20 protein-coding genes and 3 pseudogenes are annotated in these 22,486 nt (G+C 63.8%); 4 read left to right on the forward strand and 19 right to left on the reverse strand.

The annotated features are described in order from the left end of the window. Positions 1-63: 63 nt before the first annotated feature. Together C722_RS0101000 and C722_RS0101005 are read right to left on the reverse strand one after the other, a co-directional pair. Positions 64-1,203: a hypothetical protein gene (locus C722_RS0101000; RefSeq protein ID WP_007162813.1), complete on the reverse strand. Its 1,140-nt coding sequence runs from the start codon at positions 1,201-1,203 to the stop codon at positions 64-66. Between the two features lie 213 nt (positions 1,204-1,416). Further along, positions 1,417-2,307, reverse strand: coding sequence for an AraC family transcriptional regulator (locus C722_RS0101005; protein ID WP_026083558.1), 891 nt, complete (start codon positions 2,305-2,307; stop codon positions 1,417-1,419). Positions 2,308-2,445: 138 nt separating this feature from the next. Between C722_RS0101005 and C722_RS24450 the strand changes: the two are divergent. The 4 genes and pseudogenes from C722_RS24450 to C722_RS0101030 all read left to right on the forward strand — a co-directional run bounded on the left by C722_RS24450 (position 2,446) and on the right by C722_RS0101030 (position 5,720). Beyond that, positions 2,446-3,189 (forward strand): annotated as a pseudogene (locus tag C722_RS24450) (SDR family NAD(P)-dependent oxidoreductase). Positions 3,190-3,207: 18 nt separating this feature from the next. Beyond that, a complete protein-coding gene (locus tag C722_RS0101015) occupies positions 3,208-3,609 on the forward strand; it encodes a VOC family protein (RefSeq protein ID WP_007162811.1) in 402 nt (133 codons plus the stop codon). Continuing rightward, positions 3,606-4,583, forward strand: coding sequence for a trans-acting enoyl reductase family protein (locus tag C722_RS0101020; RefSeq protein ID WP_017638719.1), 978 nt, complete (start codon positions 3,606-3,608; stop codon positions 4,581-4,583). Before C722_RS0101015 ends, C722_RS0101020 begins: the two co-directional genes overlap by 4 nt. Positions 4,584-5,138: 555 nt before the next feature. Continuing rightward, positions 5,139-5,720, forward strand: coding sequence for a hypothetical protein (locus C722_RS0101030; RefSeq protein WP_007162808.1), 582 nt, complete (start codon positions 5,139-5,141; stop codon positions 5,718-5,720). A gap of 132 nt (positions 5,721-5,852) precedes the next feature. Here the strand turns inward: C722_RS0101030 and C722_RS0101035 are convergent, their stop codons facing one another. The 17 genes and pseudogenes from C722_RS0101035 to C722_RS0101115 all read right to left on the reverse strand — a co-directional run. Next, the gene (locus C722_RS0101035) at positions 5,853-6,698 is read right to left on the reverse strand and encodes a HipA domain-containing protein (protein WP_007162807.1); all 846 of its coding nucleotides are present in this window, start codon (positions 6,696-6,698) and stop codon (positions 5,853-5,855) included. Positions 6,699-7,344: 646 nt separating this feature from the next. Beyond that, complete coding sequence (locus C722_RS0101040) at positions 7,345-8,049, reverse strand: GntR family transcriptional regulator (RefSeq protein WP_007162806.1); 705 nt, start codon at positions 8,047-8,049, stop codon at positions 7,345-7,347. Beyond that, on the reverse strand, positions 8,046-8,459 hold the full coding sequence (gene hpxZ / locus C722_RS0101045) for an oxalurate catabolism protein HpxZ (protein WP_007162805.1): 414 nt from the start codon (positions 8,457-8,459) through the stop codon (positions 8,046-8,048). Before hpxZ ends, C722_RS0101040 begins: the two co-directional genes overlap by 4 nt. After that, a complete protein-coding gene (locus tag C722_RS0101050; RefSeq protein ID WP_007162804.1) occupies positions 8,456-9,130 on the reverse strand; it encodes a cysteine hydrolase family protein in 675 nt (224 codons plus the stop codon). The genes hpxZ and C722_RS0101050 overlap by 4 nt, the downstream gene beginning before the upstream one ends. Continuing rightward, positions 9,127-10,659 (reverse strand): ABC transporter ATP-binding protein, encoded by a 1,533-nt coding sequence (locus tag C722_RS0101055; RefSeq protein ID WP_007162803.1) that lies wholly within the window; start codon positions 10,657-10,659, stop codon positions 9,127-9,129. The genes C722_RS0101050 and C722_RS0101055 overlap by 4 nt, the downstream gene beginning before the upstream one ends. A gap of 3 nt (positions 10,660-10,662) precedes the next feature. Next, a complete protein-coding gene (locus C722_RS0101060; protein ID WP_007162802.1) occupies positions 10,663-11,352 on the reverse strand; it encodes a cysteine hydrolase family protein in 690 nt (229 codons plus the stop codon). Between the two features lie 3 nt (positions 11,353-11,355). Further along, positions 11,356-12,363: a formamidase gene (locus C722_RS0101065; RefSeq protein WP_007162801.1), complete on the reverse strand. Its 1,008-nt coding sequence runs from the start codon at positions 12,361-12,363 to the stop codon at positions 11,356-11,358. 12 nt (positions 12,364-12,375) lie between these two features. Continuing rightward, complete coding sequence (locus C722_RS0101070) at positions 12,376-13,296, reverse strand: ABC transporter permease (protein ID WP_007162800.1); 921 nt, start codon at positions 13,294-13,296, stop codon at positions 12,376-12,378. Beyond that, on the reverse strand, positions 13,289-14,401 hold the full coding sequence (locus tag C722_RS0101075) for an ABC transporter permease (RefSeq protein WP_007162799.1): 1,113 nt from the start codon (positions 14,399-14,401) through the stop codon (positions 13,289-13,291). The genes C722_RS0101070 and C722_RS0101075 overlap by 8 nt, the downstream gene beginning before the upstream one ends. Positions 14,402-14,408: 7 nt before the next feature. Further along, positions 14,409-15,518 carry a BMP family ABC transporter substrate-binding protein gene (locus C722_RS0101080; protein WP_007162798.1) on the reverse strand — a complete coding sequence of 370 codons (1,110 nt, stop codon included), beginning with the start codon at positions 15,516-15,518 and terminating at the stop codon, positions 14,409-14,411. A gap of 26 nt (positions 15,519-15,544) precedes the next feature. Next, positions 15,545-17,332 (reverse strand): allophanate hydrolase, encoded by a 1,788-nt coding sequence (gene atzF, locus C722_RS0101085; protein ID WP_007162797.1) that lies wholly within the window; start codon positions 17,330-17,332, stop codon positions 15,545-15,547. A gap of 212 nt (positions 17,333-17,544) precedes the next feature. Next, positions 17,545-18,204, reverse strand: coding sequence for an HAD family phosphatase (locus tag C722_RS0101090; RefSeq protein ID WP_017638720.1), 660 nt, complete (start codon positions 18,202-18,204; stop codon positions 17,545-17,547). Positions 18,205-18,270: 66 nt separating this feature from the next. Further along, positions 18,271-19,809, reverse strand: a complete 1,539-nt coding sequence (locus tag C722_RS0101095; protein ID WP_017638721.1) for a sodium:solute symporter — start codon at positions 19,807-19,809, stop codon at positions 18,271-18,273. Further along, positions 19,806-20,051 carry a hypothetical protein gene (locus tag C722_RS0101100; RefSeq protein ID WP_017638722.1) on the reverse strand — a complete coding sequence of 82 codons (246 nt, stop codon included), beginning with the start codon at positions 20,049-20,051 and terminating at the stop codon, positions 19,806-19,808. Before C722_RS0101100 ends, C722_RS0101095 begins: the two co-directional genes overlap by 4 nt. 226 nt (positions 20,052-20,277) lie before the next feature. Continuing rightward, positions 20,278-21,027, reverse strand: a pseudogene (locus C722_RS24455) (phosphotransferase); the annotation flags it as partial. After that, positions 21,018-21,722 (reverse strand): annotated as a pseudogene (locus C722_RS25575) (DeoR/GlpR family DNA-binding transcription regulator); the annotation flags it as partial. The pseudogenes C722_RS24455 and C722_RS25575, both read right to left, overlap by 10 nt. 234 nt (positions 21,723-21,956) lie before the next feature. Next, positions 21,957-22,486 (reverse strand): amidase family protein (locus C722_RS0101115; RefSeq protein WP_017638726.1); only part of this gene is annotated, 530 nt, incomplete at its 5' end.

Raw genomic sequence — 22,486 nt, forward strand, 5'->3', positions numbered from 1 at the left:
ACTGCCGCGGGCGAGGTTCACGCCGGCCAGGGGTGTGAACCTGCAGTTAGCTCGTCTCAGGCGCTAGCCGGCACGCTCGCAGGGCGCAGCCGTGTCGGATTGGAACGCGATGAGCGAGGCGCGCGCCTGGCGGCACGCCTCAAGGCACCCAGGAAAGGAACACGGAACATCGGCCAGCGCATCGGCAAGCGCCTGGCAAAAGTTTGCGAGCGCGAAGGGCTCGTCTATCCCCTCTCCCCCGCCGACCAGGTAGTTTGGCGCGACTTCGACGACCAGCCCGGGATTTGAATCTGCCTCGCGCTGCAGTGTGAAGCGGCCGCCCGAAAGCTCGCGGATCAGCCGCCCCAGCGGTATCCGCGCAAAGCTGCGAGCGTCATCGAAGATTCCGGCGAGCTCACGGATCCGGGCGAAGGGCGCGCGCCAGCGTCCCTCCTCATCTGCTCGCGCTCGCGCAGCCCTCTCCAGGTACCACCGTTCGTACTCCACCACCGGTAACCCTCGGTACAACACATCCTCGAGCTTCTTTTGCTCAGGACTATCGATCCAGCGGTCTCGGGTCTGCGACACGTAGGCAATCAGCAGGTTCGCGCACCCATGCTGCCGCAGGCGCTCAACCTGGTGTTCAAGTGAGGCGGCCGGAGCCCACATCCACGCCGGCGCAAAGCACTCGATCTGCGCCGCGAGCGCGGCGGTCACAGCGTGCACGTCAGCCAGTACCTCGAACCACAGCTCCCCCGTGGTGGCGCCAACCTGGTGATCGAGCGGGAGCCGAGACAGGCGGTGAGGCAGGGCCAGGGCCAGATCCACGAACCCGGGCAGCCGCCGAACGCCGAAGGTGTAGCGTTCCGCGGGGCGGTGGTGCCGCGCCCGTGATTCGGCCTGTAGCGCCCGCTGCAGGATGTCCGGCAGCCACGGCAGCGCTGCGGCCATCCGGCCGCGCTCGGCAAAGTGGCGAGCGCTGAACGTCCCGTTCTTGCCGTTCGGCACTACGAACCAACCACACTGGACAGCTTCGGCTATGAGCTGGACGGGCTGCTGCAGGTTAAAGGACACCGCGCCCAGTACATCGCGAACACCTCCCGACTGCAGGGAGGCGAGGTACCGCCGCGCCCAGGGATAGGCCTCCTTGCACAGGATCGCCTGGCGGTAGTGCTCGAGGGGGAAGGATGCCCGTTCCGGGCCGAGGGGTTCTATAGATCTCATCTTGGCTTCCTGCAGTTGATGCAGCCAGCGTACGGAGAATCGATAGAACGCAAGTTGTCAGCTTTCGACCCAAAGCGGACGTTGAAGTAGGGCAAGTACCGGCCAATAGTAGTAGCTCGCAAACAAGTTAAGCCGGGCTCGTGGAGGACGGTCAACTCCGATAATGACCACCGCTATCGGCAGCACGCTGATCGGCGTCGGATCTCGCTAAGGTCACAAATCGGCTCTCGTTTCGCTCAAGATTCTCGCAGCATCCCGCGCAGGAGGCAGGCCGAACACCCGTGCATAATCCCGCGTGAATTGCGTGGCGCTTTCATAGCCCACCTCGAACGCGGCGGCCGTGACGCTTTTGGCGCTGGCGACCATGAGGGTTCGGGCCTGTAGCAGGCGAACCCGTTTCTGGTACTGCAATGGGCTCAGCGTAGTGACGGCTTTGAAATGCCGGTGAAACGCTGAGACGCTCATGGCCGCCTTTTGCGCCAGGCTTTCTACTCTGATCGGTTCAGCAAAGTCCCGCCGAATCCACTGAATGGCCAGGCTCACGCGGGCCATGGCAGTGTCTGGTGCGGCGATCTCTCGCAACATCCAGCCATGCGGGCCTTGTAGAACGCGAAACAATATCTCGCGCTCGTACGCTGGGGCGAGCGCGGCAATAGCATCAGGGTTGCCCATGAGTCGAAGCATGCGCACCCAGGCGTCCATCAACTCTGGCGTGATGGCAGCAACCGAAAAGCCGGGGTCGCTTTCGTACCGCCCCATAGGTTTCGGAAGGTCAGCCAGCAATGTAGCGAGCACTGTCGGATCGAGGGTCAGGCTAACGGCTAGGTAGGGCTCGCCTGTCTCCGCAGGGTGGACAGCCCCTACCGCGGGCAGCTCGATGGACATCACAAAATACGTCGCAGGGTCATACCGAAGGGTGCGGTCGCCCACCGTCATCGTTTTGCTGCCTTGCAGGATCAGGTTGATCATCGGGTCGTAGACGGCAGCGAGCATGTGCTCGGGGATATCGCCCTGAACCATGGCGACGCGCGGAATGCCCGTCTCGGTGCGGCGATTTTCGGCCTTGGCGGCCAAAATGCGTAGCTCATTCAGTTGATTTTTCATGGAAGGGATGTTGACTGGAGACCGACGCGCCGTACAAGAAAAAAGCAGAAACAGGCAAGTTTGGAGTAGGAAAGGCTGCGTCGGCGAAGCGGTGTGTCGCTACTGTGGTGACTCATTACATCAACAGCGGAGCACCATATGAGCGTGATCGTCATTACCGGCGGCAGCCGTGGTATCGGTGCCAGTACGGCACGGCACATTGCCCAGCGTGGCACGGGTGTCATCCTGACTTACAACAACAATCCCCAAGCAGCGGCGGAGGTCGTAGGGAGTATCGAATAGGCCGGCGGTAAAGCCGTTGCGCTCAAACTCGATGTTGGCAACGCGGGCAGTTTCGAAGCGTTTCGAGAAGCGGTCGTGATGACCTTAAGAGACGTCTGGAACATCAGCACGCTCACTGGCTTGGTCAACAATGCGGGGTATGGCCTATTCAACCCGCTGCAGACTGTCAGCGAAGCCCAGTTCGACGGCTTGTTCAATGTTCACTTGAAAGGTCCGTTCTTCCTGACCAAGGCACTTCTTCCATTGCTGGAAGAAAACGCCAGCATCGTCAACCTGACCAGCGCCACCACCCGCGTCGCCACGGCCGGGGTGGCGCCTTATGCGGCTTTTAAAGGTGGGCTGGAAGTGCTCACGCGCTATATGGCCAAGGAGTTCGGTGATCGGCGTATACGGGCGAATGCGGTTTCACCTGGAGCGATTCGAACTGAGTTGGGAGGCGGGCTCAACGACGAGTTCGAGGCGATGCTGGCTGGGCAAACCGCTCTGGGCAGGGTGGGTGAGCCTGAAGATGTAGCGCAGGTCATTACCATGCTGTTGTCCGAAGACGGCGCCTGGATCAATGCCCAGACCATCGAAGTGGCAGGCGGCTACAACATCTGAACAAGCGAGGACTATGACGTGCTGGATCATGTTTTCCTATCGGTTAGCGACATCGAACGCTCCATTCGTTTTTACGAAGCGGCACTGTCGCCGCTTGGCATCAACGCACGTCTGGACTATGACGGCAAGAACGGCCCGCCAGGTCATCCGGATCTCAAAGGCTTCGGCGCCAATGGCCGAGTGTTCTTCTGGCTGCGCGAGGGTGTGGTCGAGGGACGGGCTGCTCACGTCGGATTTGTCGCGAGCAGCAAGGCCGAGGTCAAGGCTGCCTATGCCGCCGCTATGAGCCATGGGGCCGTTGACAATGGCGCGCCTGGTGCCCGGCTGCATTACGACCCGAATTATTACGCCGCGAACGTGCTAGACCCGGATGGCTACAGTGTGGAATTCGTCTACAAAAACTGGCAGCACGCGCAATGAAGACACTACTGATTTACGGCGCGACGGGTTACACCGGGCGCATGGCCGCTGAGCGAGCGAAAGCACTAGGTCTAACTTTCGAAATAGCGGGACGTACTGTTGATCGACTTGAAGATCTTGCCGCGCAACTGGATGTTTCTTACCGCGTGTTCGGAGCAGATGCTCAGGCGGCAGAGGCGCTGGATGGTATAGACGTCCTGTTGGACTTCGCAGGGCCTTTCGCGCAAACGGCTGAGGCGTTGATGCGGGCGTGTATGCAGGCTGGTGTCGACTACCTAGACATCACGGCCGAGATCAATGTCTACAGGCTCGCGGAGCGGCTGGGTGCTCAAGCTGGCGAGGCGGGCGTGATGCTTCTGCCTGGCGTCGGCTGGGACGTTGTCCCCACGGACTGCCTAGCCATGCATGTGGCCCAGCGGGTTGCGGACCCTCATGCGCTGAACATTGCGCTGCAGGTTCCCGGGTCCATGTCGCGGGGTTCGGCGATGAGCGTCAGCGAAATTATCGGCGCAGGGTTGCTCGCAAGGGTCGACGGGGAACTCGTGGTAACGCCTGATGCGCAGTCACGCCAGTTTGATTTTGGCGACGGGCCGGTGACGTGCCAGCCGTTATCTTTCGGTGATCTAGTGACGGGGTGGCATTCGACAGGCATCCCCAACATCGCGATGTTCGTGCATATCTCGGGCGAGGCTTTTCCCAAGGGTGACTTATCACAACTGCCTGATGGTCCCAGCGCCCATGAGCGGGACACCCACCGGGCTTGCGCGGTTGCAGAAGTCACCGGGGCGGATGGCAGCGTTGCCATATCCATGATCGAAACGGTAAACGGATATTCCTACACGCCGCTGGCCGCCATTGAAGCTGCGCGCCGGGTGTTAAGCGGCGAGCGCAAGCCTGGTTTTGAAACGCCAGCTCGCATTTTCGGCGGTGAATTTGCCGAGAGTATTGCCGGAACGATCATCACTGATCGCTGACTTCCTTAGTACGCATCAATCTGCTCAGCCCTGGCCCCGTGAACACCCCGTCCCTGCGCAACGTTCTAGGTGAGCGTGCCTAGGAGGTGATTGATGCCCTCAGCGAGGGGGAGCACGCTCGGTCGGATCAGCCAGGCATATGAGATCGGTCAGGCCGCGCTCTTCCTGACGAGCGATACATCGAGCGGCGCTTGATCAACATGCTGTTCCCTTGTCTCACTTGGGACATACAGAAGCGCGTCCGACTTGAACGGCTTTTACCAAATTTCTACGGACAGGTTTGGCTCGGATACCGCTACTGCCGAATGGCTTTTTTTGAATCATTGATCTGCCCGCGAAGTATTTAGGCGCTCGTCAAAGGCAGATTTTGGCCGTAAACAGCCTGCCGAAACCGTCCGCTTTGGGTCGATTGCTGTCAGTGGCTATTTCAGGTTTGGGTAGCTTCAGAATGTCGCGGCAATCCTGGAAATTGTCGCAAGGCGCTGGGTAGCCGCCTGCTTGCGTTCTGAAAAGCTGTGTCAGGGTGGAGGCCAGATATCAACCAGGAGCCTTACCATGAAAAGCGAAACCCTCCCCTCCTCTACCACCGATACGGCACAGAGCACCGTCGTACCGGGCCGCCTGGTCTTTCATCGCGACGAGCCGTCCCGCTTCGGTGCCATTGAAGTAATGAGTCAGGATGGCCTGGTGAAGGGCCTCTCGATGAAGCAGCACCAGATCCTACCGTTTGAGCCGGAGGCGCTCCTCACTGCCGCGCAGCTGGCCGAAGTCATCATTGATCTCGCCGGCAAAGCGGCGACACCGGCGAGCGCTGACCAGTTGGCGGCCTACGCTCGTACCTTGGCTGAGGCCTATGGAGCGCACAGCCAAGCGGGTGACCTGGCCGTCGGCGACTTCGCGTTCTATCACGAGGATCCGGATGCATACGGGCCTCTCGCCATCCAGGCGGTCGCTTCGAAGGTCAGCGCCTATAGCAAGTACAAAGAGCTTGAGTTGGACTTCGACCAGGCGGATCTGAGCACTGCCGACCAGCTGGCTGAGGGGCTCATCTGCGCTCTCGCCATCGAAAACGCCGAGCTGCGCCAGCTGAAGGTGTCAGCTCACGCAACAGCCCTCGCCGCGGCATTCGCCAGCTAGCCATTCCGACCGACCCTAGCCCCCGCCTCAGCAGGCCCTTGTCGCACGTGCCTGTCCTCTTGCTTACCCTCTCGCCGGCACACCCGGCGAGTTGTCTCGCACCTACCTACCATCGTACGGTGCCGGGTCTCGCTATCGCAGATCCGCGTTCTGCAGGTAACCCTCTAGCCACCGCAGCGGGATCCGAGGATGCTCCCAGGTACCCCTCGGCAGCACCGGCTGGAGGAGGTCAGGCAGCGCACGCAGTCGCTCGGCGTTTTCCCTCAACGCCAGCCATAGCCTCTCCGGGTCGTCCCATACCGCCAAAAGCTGGCAGACCTCCCGCCAGTTGATGGTGCCGGCCTGCTCCACCGGCGCCGGCCACTTTGTCGCCCGGGTTACACCCTGCTCATCCATCACCATTGGCGCCAGGTCGTAGATCGGCGCCAGCCGTACGCCCTCTCCGTCGCGCAGGATGGCGGTATTGCGGCCGTGGTTGTCCGTGTTGCCGACCACCTGATTCAGAAGGTCTCGCAAAAGGTACTCATCAAGTAGGCCTGGAATGGCCGCTTCCTGGCCGGAAGCCCGCCACACCCTTACCAGCGCCTCAATAGCGTCGAGGTACCCTAGGTAGCTCCCGGGCACCAGCGTGTCCGTCAACGAATAGATTGACTCGACAGCGACCCGCTCAAGACCCGCGGCACCTGGCCGGCGGTCGAAGCGCGGCAACCATAGGCTCGTCTGCCTACCCTCCTCAAGCGCAAGCCCATTAACGGGGATCGTCTCCAGCCCCAGGCTATCGAGCGCCAGGTAGTAGCGGTATTCGCTACGAAGCACGTTTTGGTCAGAAGCGCGCCCCTGGTTGCGGGGAAATTTGACGAGCCAGTGCCGAGCGGCCAAGTCATCAGCAAGCGTTCCGTCCAGGCGAAGCTCGCCCTGATTACCCTCGGTCAGCAGCAGCTTTGGCGCATTGCCTCCGGCGCCGGTGGCGCTTCCCAAGGGGACACCTTGCGGACAGGGGCGGAGCGGACGCATAGCCCGCTGATTGGCGATGGAGGCCAATCGTGGTTAGCCTCAATTGCCGGTGGCACAACTCGCTATAAGCAAGGCCATCCAGTTTGTATGCATACGACAAATCCGAAGCAACCTGATCGGACACCTGGTGCAGGTCGGAAGCCATGACGATTTTGTCGTATGCATACGACAGATCCTGTGCGTCGAGCGCGGACGTGGTCAGCTCAGCGAAGCGATTGACCGTTTTGTCGTATGCATACGACAAAGCATAATCAGCCGTCTAAGTGTTTGTGGCGCTGTAGCTGCCGGGAGCACGGGTAGGACTCTGTCTAACGTCAGGCGAGTACCCACTATCTATTTTTGGAGCGCACGCCCGAGCTCTCGTGATGACTCGTTGGAAGCGCTAAAATTTCTTGCGGCGCTCCTAAACGCTACTAGGCCAGCCACCTATCGATGGCAGCGGTACTGGAGCAAGAAACCTCAGCAAGCCGGGCAATGCGTAACAACTTCTAGCCACTACGTGCTTACTTAAGCACTTATTCGCTTATGCACTTACATGAATGCTTATCACCTATTTATGAGGGAGTACGTCGCAGTGGTGGCCGATCTCTTTTAGGAACTCGTGCGGCCCTCACGCGTCGGACGCTACCGGTGGACGCTCGAACCGGCGACGCGCCTCGGACAGCATCGATAGGCTGAGCTTGCGGACCTCGATCTTGCTCTGCTCGATATGGGCCCTCAGCATCAGCAGGGTGTCATCGCGCTTGCGCAGGCGCAGTGCCTTGAGGATGCTCACGTGCTCGTTGTAGGTCTCTTCGATGCGGGCGCGCTGGGAGAAGTCCAGACGCCGGACGATGCGGATGTGCTCCGTCACCTCGCGGTGCACCCGCAGCATCTCCCGGTTCCCCGTCGCGGCCACCAGCCCGCTGTGAAAGGCTTCGTCCAGTTCGGCAACGGTTTGCATGTCGGTGTGGCGCTGTTCCTGCGGCACGATCCAGACCTGGCACAGGGCTTCCAGCATTTCCGGCAGGTCGACCAGCCCGCACAGCCGATCCACGGCGGCGGACTCGAGCACAATGCGCAGGTCGTAGAGCTCGTCGATACGGGCGAAGTCGAGCGGCTTGACCATCCAGCCGCGGCGGAACTCCACCTCCAGATAGCCTTCGCGCTGTAAGCGATAGAGGGCGTCGCGGACCGGCGTACGGGACACCTGGTAGCGCTCGGCGATCTGCGTCTCTGTGAAGCGGTCATGAGGCAGCAGATAGAAATCGAAGATTTCCTGCTTGATTCTCAGGTAGATCTGCTCGCCCAGGGCGTTGGTCTGGAACTGGGTCATGGGTTATCCCGGGTGTCCAAGGTGTCCAGGTCGATACTGACGTGGGCGGCGACGACCTTCCACTCCCCTTCCAGACACAGCCAGGTCTGCATCTGGCGTCCGACCCGTGCGGTAACGCCATCGCTGAATTCGGTGCTGACGGTGGCGCAGTCCTCGCCGAAGGTGGTGATCACCGTGTGGTGCAGACGTCTGCCCGCCCCGACCGGTTGGCAGAGCCGTCGATACGCGGCGATGGCCTCGCTGCCATAGAGATTTTCCGCCACCCCGAAGCGCACCGTGTGGGGCGACGACCAGAAGTACCCGTCGAGCGTTTCCAGCTCGTTGGCGATCAGCGCCCGCTCGTAATCGCGAAAGGCCGCCGTTACCGCGGCCACTACCTCGGGAAGATTGATTGCGGAAACCGAAGTCATGGCAGGTCCTTGTGCAGAGCGGCTTCCAGAGCCGCCAAAGAGGCCGTCCGGCCGACGATGCCGCCCTGGGCGACGATCATGTCCAGTGTCGCGCGTTTGAACGCCGGGAAATAGCTTTCCGTGGCGTCCTCGATCAGCAGACAACGATAGCCGCGATCATTGGCTTCCCGCATGCTGGTCTGCACGCAGACCTCGGTGGTGACGCCGGCGAACACCAGGTGACTGACGCCCTCGGCTTGCAGTCGCTCGTGCAGACCGGTCGCATGGAACATGCCCTTGCCCGGTTTGTCGATCACCCACTCGCCCTCTATCGGGGCGACCTCGGCGAGGAGCTGGTTGCCGGGTTCGCCACGAACCAGGATGCGCCCCATCGGCCCGGGGTCGCCGATCCGCAGTCCGGGCAGTCCGTGGGCGTGTTTGGCAGGGGGGCAATCGGACAGGTCGGGAAGGTGGGATTCGCGGGTATGGACCACCAGCACCCGGTGCTGACGGGCCAACGCCAGCAGCCGCTGCACGGCTGGGATGATGGCTTTCAGCGGCGTCACATCGTTGCCCAGCGCCGCGCCGAAGCCGCCAGGTTCGATGAAATCCCGCTGCATGTCGATCACCACGAGCGCCGTACTGGCCGGCTCGAAGGCGAAGGTGTCGGGACGGGCGCTCACCTGGATCATACGGCCTCCGCCTGCGTCGCACCGCCCGCCATATGGTGACCCAGCACGGCCCGGTCGGCCTGGGCGATGGCGGTCTCGAAGCCGATATGGCCGTCATGCATCACCAGAATGCGGTCGGCCAGTTCCAGCAGTTCATCCAGGTCTTCGCTCAACAGCAGCACCGCCGCACCGGAATTCCTGGCCGCGACGATCCGTTGGTGAATGAGCGCCGCCGACGCGAAGTCCAGTCCGAACACCGGATTGGAGACGATCAGTACCGCGACCCCCTCGGTCAACTCCCGCGCCAGGACGGCACGCTGGACGTTCCCCCCCGACAGGGTACCGATGGGCCGCTCCGGATCGGCCGGCGTCACCTGGAAGCGCGCGATAAGGTCGCGCGCCTGAGTACGGATGGCTCGGCGATCAAGGCGCCAGCCCTGGCGGCACAGCGGTGCCTGGTCGAAATTGCGCAAGGCCAGGTTCTCCGCCACGCTCAGGCTGGCGATGCAGGCATTGCGCAGCGGCTCCTCCGGCAGGCTGTAGAGGCGCAGGTGCTGCATCTCGCGGCGGGTGGCGTGATAGCGCTGGCCGTTCACCCGGATCTCGCCGGCACCGGCCTTGCGCTGCCCCAGCAGGGCCTCGGTGAGCTCACGCTGGCCGTTACCGGAAATCCCGGCGATACCCACGATCTCGCCGGGGCGTACGGCCAGCGACAGCCCGCTGACCGCCAGCGTCCCCTTGTCGCCTGGCACATCCAGCTTAACCACCTCCAGGCGAGGTGCCGCCTCGATCACGCCGGACCGCTCGAGCTTGGCCGCGGCGGCGCCCGCCTCGCCCATCATCCAGCTGGCCAGGAATTCGGGCGAAGTGTCTGCAACGGCTGTGCTACCAACCAGCCGGCCCTTGCGCAGGACCGTGACGTCATCGGCGAAGGCGGTCACTTCACGAAACTTATGGGTGATCATCAGCACCGAGATATCTCCTCGATGGGCCATCTGCTGCATCAACCCCAAGACTTCATCGGCCTCCTGGGGCGTCAGGACCGAGGTCGGCTCATCAAGGATGATGAGGTGCCTTTCCAGGTACAGCTGCTTGAGGATCTCGAGCTTCTGTTTTTCACCCGCCGCCAGGCTGCTCACGGGACGCTCCAGGTCCAGGCGGAACGGCATGCCCGCCATGAAAGCGGCCAGCCGCTCGCGCTCTTGCGACCAGTCGATACGCCAGGCCAGGTCGCCGCGCGACAGCACCAGGTTTTCCGCGACGCTGAGCCCCGGTGCCACGGTGAAGTGCTGATAGACCATGCCGATTCCGAGGGCGTGGGCGTCCCTCGGCGTGCGGATCTGTCGCTCGCGATCGTTCACCAGGATCGCGCCTTCGTCGAGCGGGCCATAGCCGACGATGCCCTTAACCAGGGTGCTCTTGCCCGCCCCGTTTTCGCCCAGTAAAGCGTGCACGGTCCCGGCCCTGACCTTCAGGGAGACCTCAGCCAGGGCGCGAAAGCTGCCGAAGGTCTTGCCGGCACCGATGATCTCCAGATCCAGGGCGCGCATGGCTCAGTCCCCTGCCAGCACGGCGAGCAGCATGGACGAGTCGCCCACCGCACCAAAGACCCCACCCTGCATCTTGACCATGTTGAGCGCGGCCAAGTGGTTGCCGTGGTCCGTGGCGCCGCAGCAGTCTTCGAGCAGGATGCATTCGAAGCCGCGGTCGTTGCCCTCGCGCATGGTGGTATGGACACAGACATCCGTGGTGATCCCGGTGAGGATCAGGTTGGCGATGCCGCGGGTGCGCAGGATGAGTTCAAGATCCGTGGCGTAGAACGACCCCTTGCCGGGCTTGTCGATGACGATCTCGCCGGGTAGCGGCGCCAGCTCCGGAATGATCTCCCACCCCGGCTCACCCCGGATCAGGATGCGACCGCAGGGACCGTCATCGCCAATGCCGGCGCCGATGTTCCGCGAGCGCCAGCGCTTGTTGGCCGGCAAGTCGGACAGGTCGGGACGATGGCCCTCCCGGGTATGGATGATGGGAAATCCCTGGGCCCGCATGACCTCGAGCACCGACCTTATTGGCTCGATGGGCGCGCGGGTCAGCGACAGGTCGTAGCCCATGGCATCGACATAGCCGCCGACGCCACAGAAGTCGGTCTGCATGTCGATGATCACCAGGGCGGTGTTGGCCGGATCGAGCCGACCGTCATAGGGCCAGGGGTAAGGCGCTGAGGCGAGCAGACGTGGACTCATGGGTCACTCCTGAGCTGAGGGCGTGAACGGGCGCTCCGGTGCGGGCATTCCGCAGGAGGTGCCATCGGTGTGGACCACCTGGTCCTCCCACGGCAGCCGATAGCGACCCGCCGCCAGGTCATGCATGTAGGTGTAGGGGCAATCCTGGGCGCCGCCCTTGACGGCGGAATAGCCACGGTGGCCGAATTGGTAGATGTTGTTCTCCACGCCCCAGTGCACTCGCGCTTCACGCACCAGGTCCGGACGCATTTCACAGCAGACGATCTCGTCGGCACGACCGCCGCCCTGGTTCATCACGCTACCGTCGAAATCGACGAACATGGCTTCGCCCATCGAGTCGAAGGTGCCATCGGACCCACACATGCAGACGCTCGCGGTCTGCATCAGATTGCAGAAGGCATTGGCCTGGTTGGTGATCTGCCAGGCATGACGGATCGGGGCGGTATAGCCCGCGGTACGAATCATGATCTCGGCACCCTTGTAGGCGCACTCGCGCGCCATTTCCGGGAACATGCCATCGTGACAGATGATCAATGCCAGCTTGCTGCCACGCGGACCGTCACAGACTGGAATGCCCTGGTCGCCCGGCTCCCAGGGCTCGACCGGCACCCAAGGGTGCATCTTGCGGTAGTACAGGCGGATCTCGCCGGTATCGTCGACGATGAGACCACTGTTGAAAGGGTTGCCCGCTGGATTGGCCTCCATGATGGAGAAGCAACCCCAGATGCGGTTATCGACGCAGGCCTGGCGTAGCGCCGCCACTTCCGGCCCTTCCAGGGAGCAGAGGATCTCCGGTGAGGTATCCATGGACAGCCCGTGCAGCGAGTATTCCGGGAAGACGATCAGATCCAGGCTCGGCATGCCCCGCCGGGCCTTGCCGACCATTTCCACCACCCTCTGGGTCTGCGCCCACAGGGCCTCCCGGGTATGGGGATCCGGCAGCGACAGCTGCGCCAGACCGATCACGACGCCATTGGGCGACTTGTTCAAACCACCAAGACCACTGGACATGAGCTTTTACCTCTAGCGGGTGAGACTGAGCTCGCCGGGAGCGCCAGTCAGGGTTCGATTTGGCCGGCAGGTGACGAACATCACCAGCAGCGTCAGGGCATAGGGCGCGGCGGCGAACAGGTAGTAACCCGTACTGATACCCACTGCCTGCAGGGCGGGGCCAATGGCGCCGGCCGCGCCGAACAACAAGGAGGCCCACAGGCAATTCAGCGGTTGCCAGCGCGCGAAGATCACCAGGGCCACGGCCATCAACCCCTGGCCACTGGAAAGCCCCTCGTTCCAGCTGCCGGGGTAATACAGCGAGAGATAGGCGCCGCCGACGCCGGCGAGAAAGCCGCCGACCGACGTCGCCCAGATGCGTACCCTGATCGGGTGATAGCCCAGGGCCTGGGCCGATTCGGCATGATCACCGACCAGGCGCAGCATCAGGCCCCAGCGGGTGCTGCGCAGCCCCCAGTGCAGCAGGATGGCCAGGGCTACACCCAGGAAGAACAGCACATTGATGTTCAGTGCCGAGCGCACCCGCTCATCCGCGGACCAGTGCCCCAGCGAAAACGACGGCAGCATGGGTGCCTGCGGCTGGATGAAGGCCTTGCCGAGAAAGAACGCCAGGCCCGTTCCCAGCAGGATCAGGGCGATACCGAAGGCGATGTCGTTGACCTTGGGTAGCGAGCAGACGATGCCATGCAGCAACCCCAACAGCAGGCCGGTACAGCCTGCCGCGAGCACGCCCAGCCAGGGTGAGCCGGACAGGTAGGACGCGGCATAGCCGGTCATGGCCCCCGCGACTAGGATGCCTTCCAGGCCCAGGTTGATGCGTCCGCCTTTCTCGGTGAGGCACTCGCCCAGACTGACGAACAGAAAGGGCGTACCCACCCGCACCGCGCCGGCCAGCAGCGCCAGGAAGAAGGTCAGCCAATCGAGGTTAGCCATGTTCGGGAACGCCTCCGACCGGGGTTGCCGCCTTCGCCAACAGCCGCAGACGCCAGGCCGTGAGGCGTGGGCTCAGGGCTTCCCAGGCCAGCAGATTGGTGAACAGGATGCCCTCGAGGATCAGCGTCGTCGCATCGGGCAGGTCCAGGCGCCGCTGCAACAGGCTGCCGCTGGCCTCTACCCCGCCCAGCAGCGTGGCGCAGAGGATGATGGCCAGGGGGTTATGCCGGGCGGCGAAGGCCACCAGAATGCCGCTGGTGCTATAGCCGGCGATCAGCGCCGCGTTCGCACTGCCCTGCACCGCCGCGACCTCGAACATCCCGGCGAGCCCCGCCGCCGCCCCGCCGAGCAGGCAGGTCATCAGTACCAGGCGATTGACGGAAAGTCCCAGCATCCGCGCGGTTCGCACGTTGCCGCCGACGATGCCCAGGGCGAAGCCGCTGACACTATGGCGCAACAGGACATAGGCCAGCAGGCAGGCGATGACGCCCGCCACCAATCCCCAGTGCACGGCAAAGGCGTCGCTCACGGTACCGATGAGATAGGTATCCTCGAGCGGTACGGTCGAGGGCTTGTTCAGACTCGCCGGATCGCGCAGCGGGCCTTCGACCAATTGCCGAAACAGCGCGATGCCGATGTAGGAGAGCAGCAGGCTGCCGATCGTCTCGTTGAGGCCGCGGCTCTGCCGCATCCAGCCCGCCAGCCCGATCCACAGACCGCCGACCAGCATGGCCGCCAGGCCCATCAGTACCAGCATCAAAGGCCCGGGAAGCGCGGGTAGCCACAGGGGCAGCACCGCGGCGGCCAGACCGCCCAGTACCAGGGCCCCTTCCCCGCCGATGATGATCAGCCCGGCCCGGGCTGGCAGCGCGACGCACAGGGCGGTCAGCATCAGGGGCGCGGCGCGCTGGAGGGTATTTTCCCAGGCGAAGGAAGAGCTGAAGGCGCCTTCGAAGACCAAGGCGCCCGCCGCCAGCGCCGGCTTGTTCTGCACGGCGAGGAAGAGCAGAAACAGTGCGCCCGAGGACAGCACGGCGAGCAGCGTGGGCAGTCCGGGCAGCGCCCTGGCCGCCAGCCGTTGCAGCTTGTGTTCGAGGCTATTCATGCCACCCTCAGATCTGGCCCTGGACGCCTTCGACCAGGTAGTTCATCCGCTCCAGCACCACGTCGGTCTGCGGCTGGCTGGTACCTTCCGCGATGACGACAGTGCCCTTGTTGTCCTTGATCGGGCCCTTGAAGATGACGAAGCTGCCCGCGAGCATCTGGGCCTTGATGGCGTCGGCCTGCTGCTTGGCCGCGTCGCTCACCTTCGGGCCGTAGGCCGAGGTCTTCACGAAGCCGTCCTTGAGCCCGCCACGCATGAAGTTGATCATCGGCTTGCCGGCCTGGGCGGCCTCGACATGGGCGCGATAAGGGGTTTCCCAATTCCACTCGGCACCGGTGAGATAGCCCTCAGGCGCCAGGGCCGCCTGGCTAGCGTGGTAGCCGCAGGTCATGACGCCCCGCTTTTCGGCGGTTTCGACGATCACCTTGGGACCATCCACGTGACAGGTCAGGACGTCGCAGCCGCGGTCGATCAGGCTGTTGGCCGCCTCGGCTTCCTTGACCGGCAGCGACCAGTCACCGGTGAAGATCACCGTGACGGTGATGCTCGGATCGACCGAGCGCGCACCGAGGGTGAAGGCATTGAGGTTGCGCAGCACCTGGGGCACGGGCTTGGCCGCGATGAAGCCGAGCTTCTTCGACTGGCTCATATGGCCCGCCACCACGCCGTTGAGGTACTGACCCTCATCGATGTAGCCGAAGAAACTGCCCGCATTGAGCGGATCCTTACCCTCCTGCCAGAGGCCACCGCAGTGGGCGAAGCGGACATCCGGATACTTCTTCGCCATCTTGAGCACATGGGGGTCGAAGTAGCCAAAGGAGGTGGGGAAGATCAGGGTGGCGCCATCCTGGCGGATCATCGCCTCCATGGATTTCTGCACCGCCACCGTCTCCGGGACATTCTCCTCTTCGATCACCTTGACGTTGGGCAGGGTCTTGATGATCGCAGCGGCCTGCGCATGGGCCTGGTTGTAGCCGAAATCATCGCGGGCGCCGACATAGATGAAGCCGACGACGAGGGGCTTGTCGGCAGCCCGGGCCAGGCTGAACGGGAGTGCGGCACTGGCGCCGATCAGCCCTGCCAGCTTGATGAAATTGCGACGGTCGATAGGATTCATGTCAAGGTCCTCGGTGGGTGTCGGGATCAGAGCGAAGCGCGATAGGCGCGCCAGCCTCCAAAGCGGGTGATGTCTTGGGCGCCATCGAGGCCGGCAGGCTCACAGATGAAGCCCTTGACCCAGCGTCCATCGGCCAACTCGACCGAGCCGATGCCGAGCGGCGCGGGAATCGCGGCGACGAAGGCGCCGAAGAGGCGCAGTGGCATGGTCCAGACCTCGAGGTCGATCGCCGCGCCCTCCTCCGCCACCCTGACCAGGCCAGGCTTGGCCGGCTGGGTATTGGCCAGGGCATAGAGTCGGTAGTGGTCACTGGTGGTGGTGCTGGACAGGCGCCGGGCACCGCTTTCGAGCAGTTGCCAGTTCAGCGGCTGGCCCCAGAGATGCGCGCCCACGACGGCCACTTCCACCTGGGGTTCACCGGCGTCCAGCGGCGCGAGGGCGATGGCGTCGCCTTGGTCTTCGCCTCCGAATAGCGATTGCCAGCGGGCGGCGGTCTCGGCCAGGTACTGGTCCGAACCAGCCCGGCCGATCAGGGTGATACCTGCCGGCAGACCATCGCCCCGGGGTACCCCTGGCAAAGCAAAGGCCGCCATGTTCATCAAATTGACGAAATTGGTGTAGTAGCCCAGGCGCGCATTGCTCTGGACGGGATCCGCCATGACCTCGGCGATGGTGGGCATGCACGGCGCCGTGGGCACCACCAGCAGGTCGAAGCCCGCCAGCAGTCGCTCGGCGTCCCGGGTCAGGGCTTGCAGCCGGTATTGCGCCTCAAAGGTATCGACCGCGGTAAAACGATCCGCGCCAGCCAGGATGCCCTTGACCACGGGATGGAGGGCAGCCGGTCGTTCAGCATAGAACTGCCCTACGGCAGCCCGTCTTTCGGCCACCCAGGGTCCCTGATAAAGCAGTGCGGCTGCTTCGGCCAGGACGGCATAGGGTATTTCGTCGATCGTGACGCTGGGATCCTGGCGCAACCGCGCCAGGCTCTGCGCGTAGGCTTGCGCGGCCTGGCCGTCGCCGAAGAATTCCGGCTGCGCCGGTACCGCCACCCTACGCCGCCGGCGCTGCACGGGCCGGGTCAGGGGTTGGCGCGCATAGGCGTCCTCGGCATCGTAGTGGGCCGCCACCTGCATGACCTGCCAGGCACTGGCGGCATCCGCGGCGAAGATGGACAGGGTATCGACGCTCCGGCAGGCCGGCACGACGCCGCGGCTGCTCAGCAGTCCCAGGCTCGGCTTGAGCCCGACGATCCCATTGAATCCGGCGGGCACCCGCCCGGAGCCGGCCGTATCCGTCCCCAGGGCGAAGGCGACATAGCCCAGGGCGACGGCGACGGCCGAGCCGGAGCTGGAGCCACCGGACACGTAGCGCTCATCGACCGCGTTGCGCACGGCGCCATAGGGCGAGCGGACGCCCACCAGGCCCGTGGCGAACTGATCGAGGTTGGTCTTGCCGACCAGGATGGCGCCGGCATCCAGCAGACGCTGGACGACGTAGGCGTTTTCCCGGGCCACGTAGGCGAACTCCGGACAGGCCACCGTGGTGGGGAGTCCTGCCACATCGATGTTGTCCTTGACCGCGAAGGGAATGCCAAAGAGTGGAAACCGCTCCTGCAGCGCGCCGCCGAGCTCGTTGGCCTGCTGCTCCAACTCCCGGGCCCGCGCCTGCAGGGCCGCCTGCGGCAGACGGTGAATCCATACCTCCGGTCGATCACTGAGCTCCAGCATCTCGAGCAAGGTCTGTACGGTCTGGCTGGGCGTCAGATCACCTGCGGCATAGCGCTGGGTCAGGGTACTGATGGGGTACGGATTCATGAGCATCCATTCCTGTATACAAGTGTGAATTCAAGATTTGCATGCTCTGTGCCAAGTTGTGCTTGGTGTCCAAGGGCGGCTTCTATTCCCCGTCCTTGAGCCTTCAGACACCAGCTAAAAGAACGGAGGTGACGGCCCAATGTGCGCCCCGTGCACCGGTAGCGTGCAGTCGGCTGATGCACGCACCGCTTTGGTTGGCGCCGCTTGGGCGGTTACGCCGGCCGCCAGTCGAGCACCTTCCATCCTGCGGCCTGGGCCTGAGCCAGCAGTACCTCGTCGGGGTTGACCGCCACCGGGTGCTCGACCTTGCTCAACAGGGGCAGGTCGTTACGGGAGTCTGAGTAGAAACTGGCGCCCGCCAGGGACTCGTGCTGCTCCTGAAGCCACTGCTCGAGACGGATCACCTTGCCCTCACGGTAGGTGAGCACGCCCGAGGTGCGCCCCGTATACCGACCTGCGACGACCTCCACGTCTATCGCCAGCACCTCGTCGATACCGAGGCAGGCCGCGATGGGTTGGACCAGGAAGGCCGCCGAGGCCGAAATTACCAGCAGACGGTCGCCCGCCTGGCGGTGGGCCTCCACGGTGCTGCGGGCGTCGGGATAGAAGCGCGGTGCGATGACCGTATCGAGGTAACCGTGCACCACCTCGGCCACCTCCTTGGGCGTCCGGCCAACCAGCGGTTCGAGGCTGAACGCCATGTAGTCTTCCATGGCCAGTTGCCCCTGGCCGTACAGGGCCATGAGCACCTGGTCGCGGCGCGGGAAGTCCTCGGCGTCTACCCAGCCGATGCGTGCCATCCAGGCACTCCAGAGGCTGGCGCAATCGCCGTGGATGAGGGTTTCGTCGAGGTCGAACAAAGCAAGAGCCATGGGAATTTTCCAGCGTGTTGAAGAGACGCGGCCGCCAACAGCGCGCTGGCGGCCGGGAGGGACGGCTCAGCCCATTGCCGGCGCTACCGCACCTTTGGCGGCCGGACGCGGGGCCACGCCGAGCTCGAACAGATCGGCGACCCGCCGGCTTTCCGCCTCACTGGGCTTGATGGCCAGAGCGCAACCCACAAACACCAGGGCATTGAAGATCACGCCGACGATCCCGCTGGTGAGCGAACCCAGGGCAGCGATGTCGTCCGGGTAGAGCACCGTCAGGACGATGGCGATGAGAATGCCGGTGAGCATCCCCAGGATGGCGCCCTGCTTGTTGCCCCAGCGGGTGAAGATGCCGAAGAACAGCGGCACGGCCAGCTGGATGATCCCCTGGTAGGAGATCTGGGCCAGCAGCTGCAGGCGTGAGTAGTTGAACGTCAGGTAGGCCACCACGGCGGCGGCGGCGATGAAGACGATCATTCCGCCCTTGGCCAGCGCGGTGAGCTGGCGGTCGGTCCGGGGCGTGGTCCAGGTCGCGAGATCATTAGCGAACTGCACACCGCAGACCTGCACGCAGCCGTCGACGTGACCGATGCTCGCGGCCAGGACGATGGCGATGGCCAGCGCCAACAGCCACGGCCCGCCGATATCGAACAGGGACAGGAACCAGCCCTGCTGCGGATGGGCCGCCACGTTCGGGTCCTGGCTGACCGCGGCGGCGAACAGCATGAGGATGCCGTAGAAGCCGCCCACCAGCAGGATGGTATAGACCGTGCCCTTCTTTACCGAGCGGACGCCGCTGGCGGTGTAGATGCGCTGGAAGCTCATGGGCCAGCACATGGAGCCGATCACCCCGGTGAAGATCAGGCTGAACATGTACCAGGCGCCATAGCCGGTGCCGGTGTCTCCGGGAATCAGCAGCATCTTGGCCGGCAGTTCGGCCAGGTTGGCGAAGGAGGCGTTTTCACTGCCCCCCAGCAGGAAGACGCAGAGCGCCGCGGCCAGGACGTAGGCGATCAGGCCCTGGTACATGTCGGTCATGATCAGGCCACGCATGCCCATGCTCACCGTCCAGTATTGGCGGATCAGCACCACCAGCACGCCCGCGGTCAGGCAGGCGGTGATGCCCCAGCTGCCGAAGCTGGCGAACTGGAACAGCATGGCCAGTGCCTGGATGCCCATGACCACCCAGGGGAATACCGAGATGATGCCGATGATGGAGGCCAGTCGCTTGACCGCCGGGCTGTCGAATCTCATGCCCAGCAGGTCAGGCTGGGTGGTGAGGTTGAATCTCTGGCCCCAGGTCCAGGCGCGATTGGCCATGAGGTACATGGCGGTCACGCCGAGGGTCGAATAGACCATGCCGTAGAAGCCGAGGGCCCCGCCCACCGACAACGAGAAGAACGCCGTGAAGGTAGCGCCCGGCCACCAGGAGTTGGTGTAGCACATGGCGATGTACCAGGGCCCGTAGGAACGACCGCCGACCGCGTAGTCGGCGAAGTCATGGCTCTGCTTGTTGGTGAGATAGAGCACGGCGATCATCCCGGCCAGGAACAGGCCGATGACGCCGAAGCTGATGAGCATATCGAAGGAGCTACCGGCAGGGATCATGGCTGGGTCTCCTTGGGGATGTCGCCATTGGCGGATTCGACGAGATAGAGCGCCGCTACGCCGACGCCGAGCAGTACGGCGATGAGGATCCAGTAGAAGATCGGCAAGGGAATGCCCAGTACCACTTGAGTGCTGCCGCTCACGCTGAGATAGAACGGCGGGAAGACCGCCATCAGCAGCAGGGCGCAGAAGTACAGACCGAAACCGCAGGTCTTGAGCGAGAAAGGACGGGAGGACGTCATGACGACACCCCCTTCCGGACGCCGCAGAGCAGCGCTGCGGAAGGTACACGAGGGGAAATGAGACTGTTCACGAGGGCTGGTTCCTGTGGCAGGCCGACGGTTGATCGAAAGAGGCTTCGCGAGGCAGTCGAGGGGCGCGCCTGCGCGATGAACAGGTCATCTGCAGGGGGACGCCGGTGTTTCCTATCGTTGTCGGCCACCTTCTGCGAAGTGGCTCGGGGATCCGTCAGACCTGCCTGAGCCAGGTCTCCCAGCGGGAATCGTGGATGACGCTGCGGGCGCGGCTGTGCTTGAGCGCGCCGTATTTGTAGAAGTCGAAGTCGATCTGCGAGACGGCGTGTTGCACCATGGCCCAGGTGGACCACTTGAGGTCGGCCAGCGCCTTGTTGACGTACACCCGCGCCAGCGTCTGAGGGGTCACGGCGCCGAAATAGTCTTCGAGCAAGGCCAATTCCATGTCCGGGGCGAAGAACATCTCGCCGAACCAGAGCGCCAGTTCATAGTGGCGATCATTGTTGGAGGCATATTCGAAGTCCACCAGCCGCACCTCGGCCGCGGCGTTGAGCATGAAATTACCGGCCAGGGTGTCGTTCATGCAGGGCGCCAGATCGACCCCGGACGCCTCCAGTGCCTGCCGGGCACGGCGATACTGGCGGTCGAGCCAGGCATGGTCATCGGGCCATTGCCCGCCCAGCTCATGCACCTGGCGCTGGTGCTCGTCGATCATGTCGAAGGCCGTCTTGGTCTGGATCAGCAACGGCTGGTCGTTGAAGGCCTTGAGTGCACGCAGCGCCCGGTGGCGGACGTCGCGATCGAGGAAGTCACGATTGGACGAGGCGCGCCAGCCCTCCATGAACTCGAAGACCTCCACGCCGTGTGCCTCGAGAAAGGCCACCACCGGGGCGCCATAACCGGTGGCCGCGGCCTTGAGGCTGGCATCGTGGGCGGTACGCCGGTCGATGAAGAGCTCCGTGCCCTGTTGCTGACCAGCGTATCCACCGCCGAGAGCGGCAGGGTGTTGATGAAGGTGCGGTGACCGAACTTGGCGTCGTCCGCCAGGATGACGCTGCGGCGACAGTTCACCGTCAGCGTGCGACGCAGATGCGCCTCGGGTTCCTCGTAGTCCATGAGCCCCAGCTCGGCATCCACCGCGCCGATCCCCATGAAGGCGATGTCGTAGTGAAAGCCCGCGGCGAACGCCAGGGTATGCGGGCCGATCAGGGCGTTATCGTTGCGGCGGATATCCCCAGGGGTCATCAGCACCTGATTGGCGCTGTGCTGTGTGAGCAGCAGGCCAATATCCAGGGAGTTGGTCACCACCCGCAGGGCTTTGAACCGGGTGAGCTGCTGCGCGAGCGCCAGGGTCGTCGTACCGGTGTCCAGGAACAGCGCCATGCCGTCCTGGACCAGTTCCGCCGCACAGGCCGCCAGACGGGTCTTGGCGCGCGTCTGGATGCGGCTACGCACCTGCAGGGGTTGCTCTTCGTTGGGCTTGGGCAGCACCGCACCGCCATGGATCCGACGCAGCTTGCCGGCCTCCTCAAGGTGCTTGAGATCACGCCGGATCGTCTCTTCCGATACCTGCATGGCTTGCGCCAGGTCTGCGGCCTTGACGCGCTGCTGCAGGTTGATGAGACGCAAGATTTCGTCAAGGCGAGGCTGGTTCAGCATGGCAGGAGTCGTCCGCAACAGAGAGAAGCGCTCAGTGTAACGGGCTGCTCCGGCTGATTTCGCGCGGCGTGCGTGCAGCCTCGCCGCGACCTTGGGCGGCGAGAACAGGCGAGGCGATAGCGGGACGGATGAAGCCATGGAACGTTCCTTTCACGGATGGAGCGGTGAAAGGCAGGTTGGAAAGGTGGTGCAACGGGCCAGCCTCTTTAGCGGGCGAGCGCCGTGTGGATCAGGTCAACGCAGCAGGGGTGGTACTCTATGAGCCCAAGGCAGCAGGGCCTCGACGGCGGCGCAGAACTGCAGGACCGCGGCATCCGCATGCCGGGGCCCCACCACCTGCAGGCCAATGGGCAACTCGTCGGCACTCCAGGCACAGGGCAGGCTCGCCGCAGGATTTCCCGACAGGTTGAAGGGATAGGTAAAGGGGGTCCAGCGCGCCCAAGGGGTGCCGCTGCCGGCTGCCTCGTAGCCCTCCTCCGGCCCGGTCAGGTGGGCGGGAAAAGGCAAAATCGGCAAGGTCGGCAGCAGCAATAGATCGTAGGACTCGAACAACGCGTGGACCTGGTTGGCAAACATCGCGCGCTGCTGGGAAGCCGCAAGATAGTCGGCGAGATCGTACTGACGCGCCTTCTCGATCAAGGTGGCGAAGCCGGGATCGAGCTCGCCCAGTCGGCCGCCCAAGGTCTTGCCATAGGCGATGCCGCGCCCTGCTACCCAGAGCGTCTCGAAGGTCGTCAGCGGATCGCGCCAGTCCAGGGTCAGAC

Source organism: Pseudomonas sp. 313, from assembly GCF_000316965.1.
Lineage (GTDB): Bacteria > Pseudomonadota > Gammaproteobacteria > Pseudomonadales > Pseudomonadaceae > Chryseomonas > Chryseomonas benzopyrenica.

Bases quoted from the DNA above. Each gene is read 5' to 3' on its own strand.
- C722_RS0101040 (WP_007162806.1), bottom strand. From the start codon at position 8,049: ATGACCCAGTTCCAGACCAACGCCCTGGGCGAGCAGATCTACCTGAGA.
- C722_RS0101075 (WP_007162799.1), bottom strand. From the start codon at position 14,401: ATGAATAGCCTCGAACACAAGCTGCAACGGCTGGCGGCCAGGGCGCTG.
- atzF (WP_007162797.1), bottom strand. From the start codon at position 17,332: ATGAATCCGTACCCCATCAGTACCCTGACCCAGCGCTATGCCGCAGGT.
- C722_RS0101060 (WP_007162802.1), bottom strand. From the start codon at position 11,352: ATGAGTCCACGTCTGCTCGCCTCAGCGCCTTACCCCTGGCCCTATGAC.
- C722_RS0101000 (WP_007162813.1), bottom strand. From the start codon at position 1,203: ATGAGATCTATAGAACCCCTCGGCCCGGAACGGGCATCCTTCCCCCTC.
- C722_RS0101005 (WP_026083558.1), bottom strand. From the start codon at position 2,307: ATGAAAAATCAACTGAATGAGCTACGCATTTTGGCCGCCAAGGCCGAA.
- C722_RS0101100 (WP_017638722.1), bottom strand. From the start codon at position 20,051: ATGACGTCCTCCCGTCCTTTCTCGCTCAAGACCTGCGGTTTCGGTCTG.
- C722_RS0101020 (WP_017638719.1), top strand. From the start codon at position 3,606: ATGAAGACACTACTGATTTACGGCGCGACGGGTTACACCGGGCGCATG.
- C722_RS0101055 (WP_007162803.1), bottom strand. From the start codon at position 10,659: ATGCGCGCCCTGGATCTGGAGATCATCGGTGCCGGCAAGACCTTCGGC.
- C722_RS0101090 (WP_017638720.1), bottom strand. From the start codon at position 18,204: ATGGCTCTTGCTTTGTTCGACCTCGACGAAACCCTCATCCACGGCGAT.
- C722_RS0101065 (WP_007162801.1), bottom strand. From the start codon at position 12,363: ATGTCCAGTGGTCTTGGTGGTTTGAACAAGTCGCCCAATGGCGTCGTG.
- C722_RS0101095 (WP_017638721.1), bottom strand. From the start codon at position 19,809: ATGATCCCTGCCGGTAGCTCCTTCGATATGCTCATCAGCTTCGGCGTC.
- C722_RS0101030 (WP_007162808.1), top strand. From the start codon at position 5,139: ATGAAAAGCGAAACCCTCCCCTCCTCTACCACCGATACGGCACAGAGC.
- C722_RS0101080 (WP_007162798.1), bottom strand. From the start codon at position 15,518: ATGAATCCTATCGACCGTCGCAATTTCATCAAGCTGGCAGGGCTGATC.
- C722_RS0101050 (WP_007162804.1), bottom strand. From the start codon at position 9,130: ATGATCCAGGTGAGCGCCCGTCCCGACACCTTCGCCTTCGAGCCGGCC.
- hpxZ (WP_007162805.1), bottom strand. From the start codon at position 8,459: ATGACTTCGGTTTCCGCAATCAATCTTCCCGAGGTAGTGGCCGCGGTA.
- C722_RS0101070 (WP_007162800.1), bottom strand. From the start codon at position 13,296: ATGGCTAACCTCGATTGGCTGACCTTCTTCCTGGCGCTGCTGGCCGGC.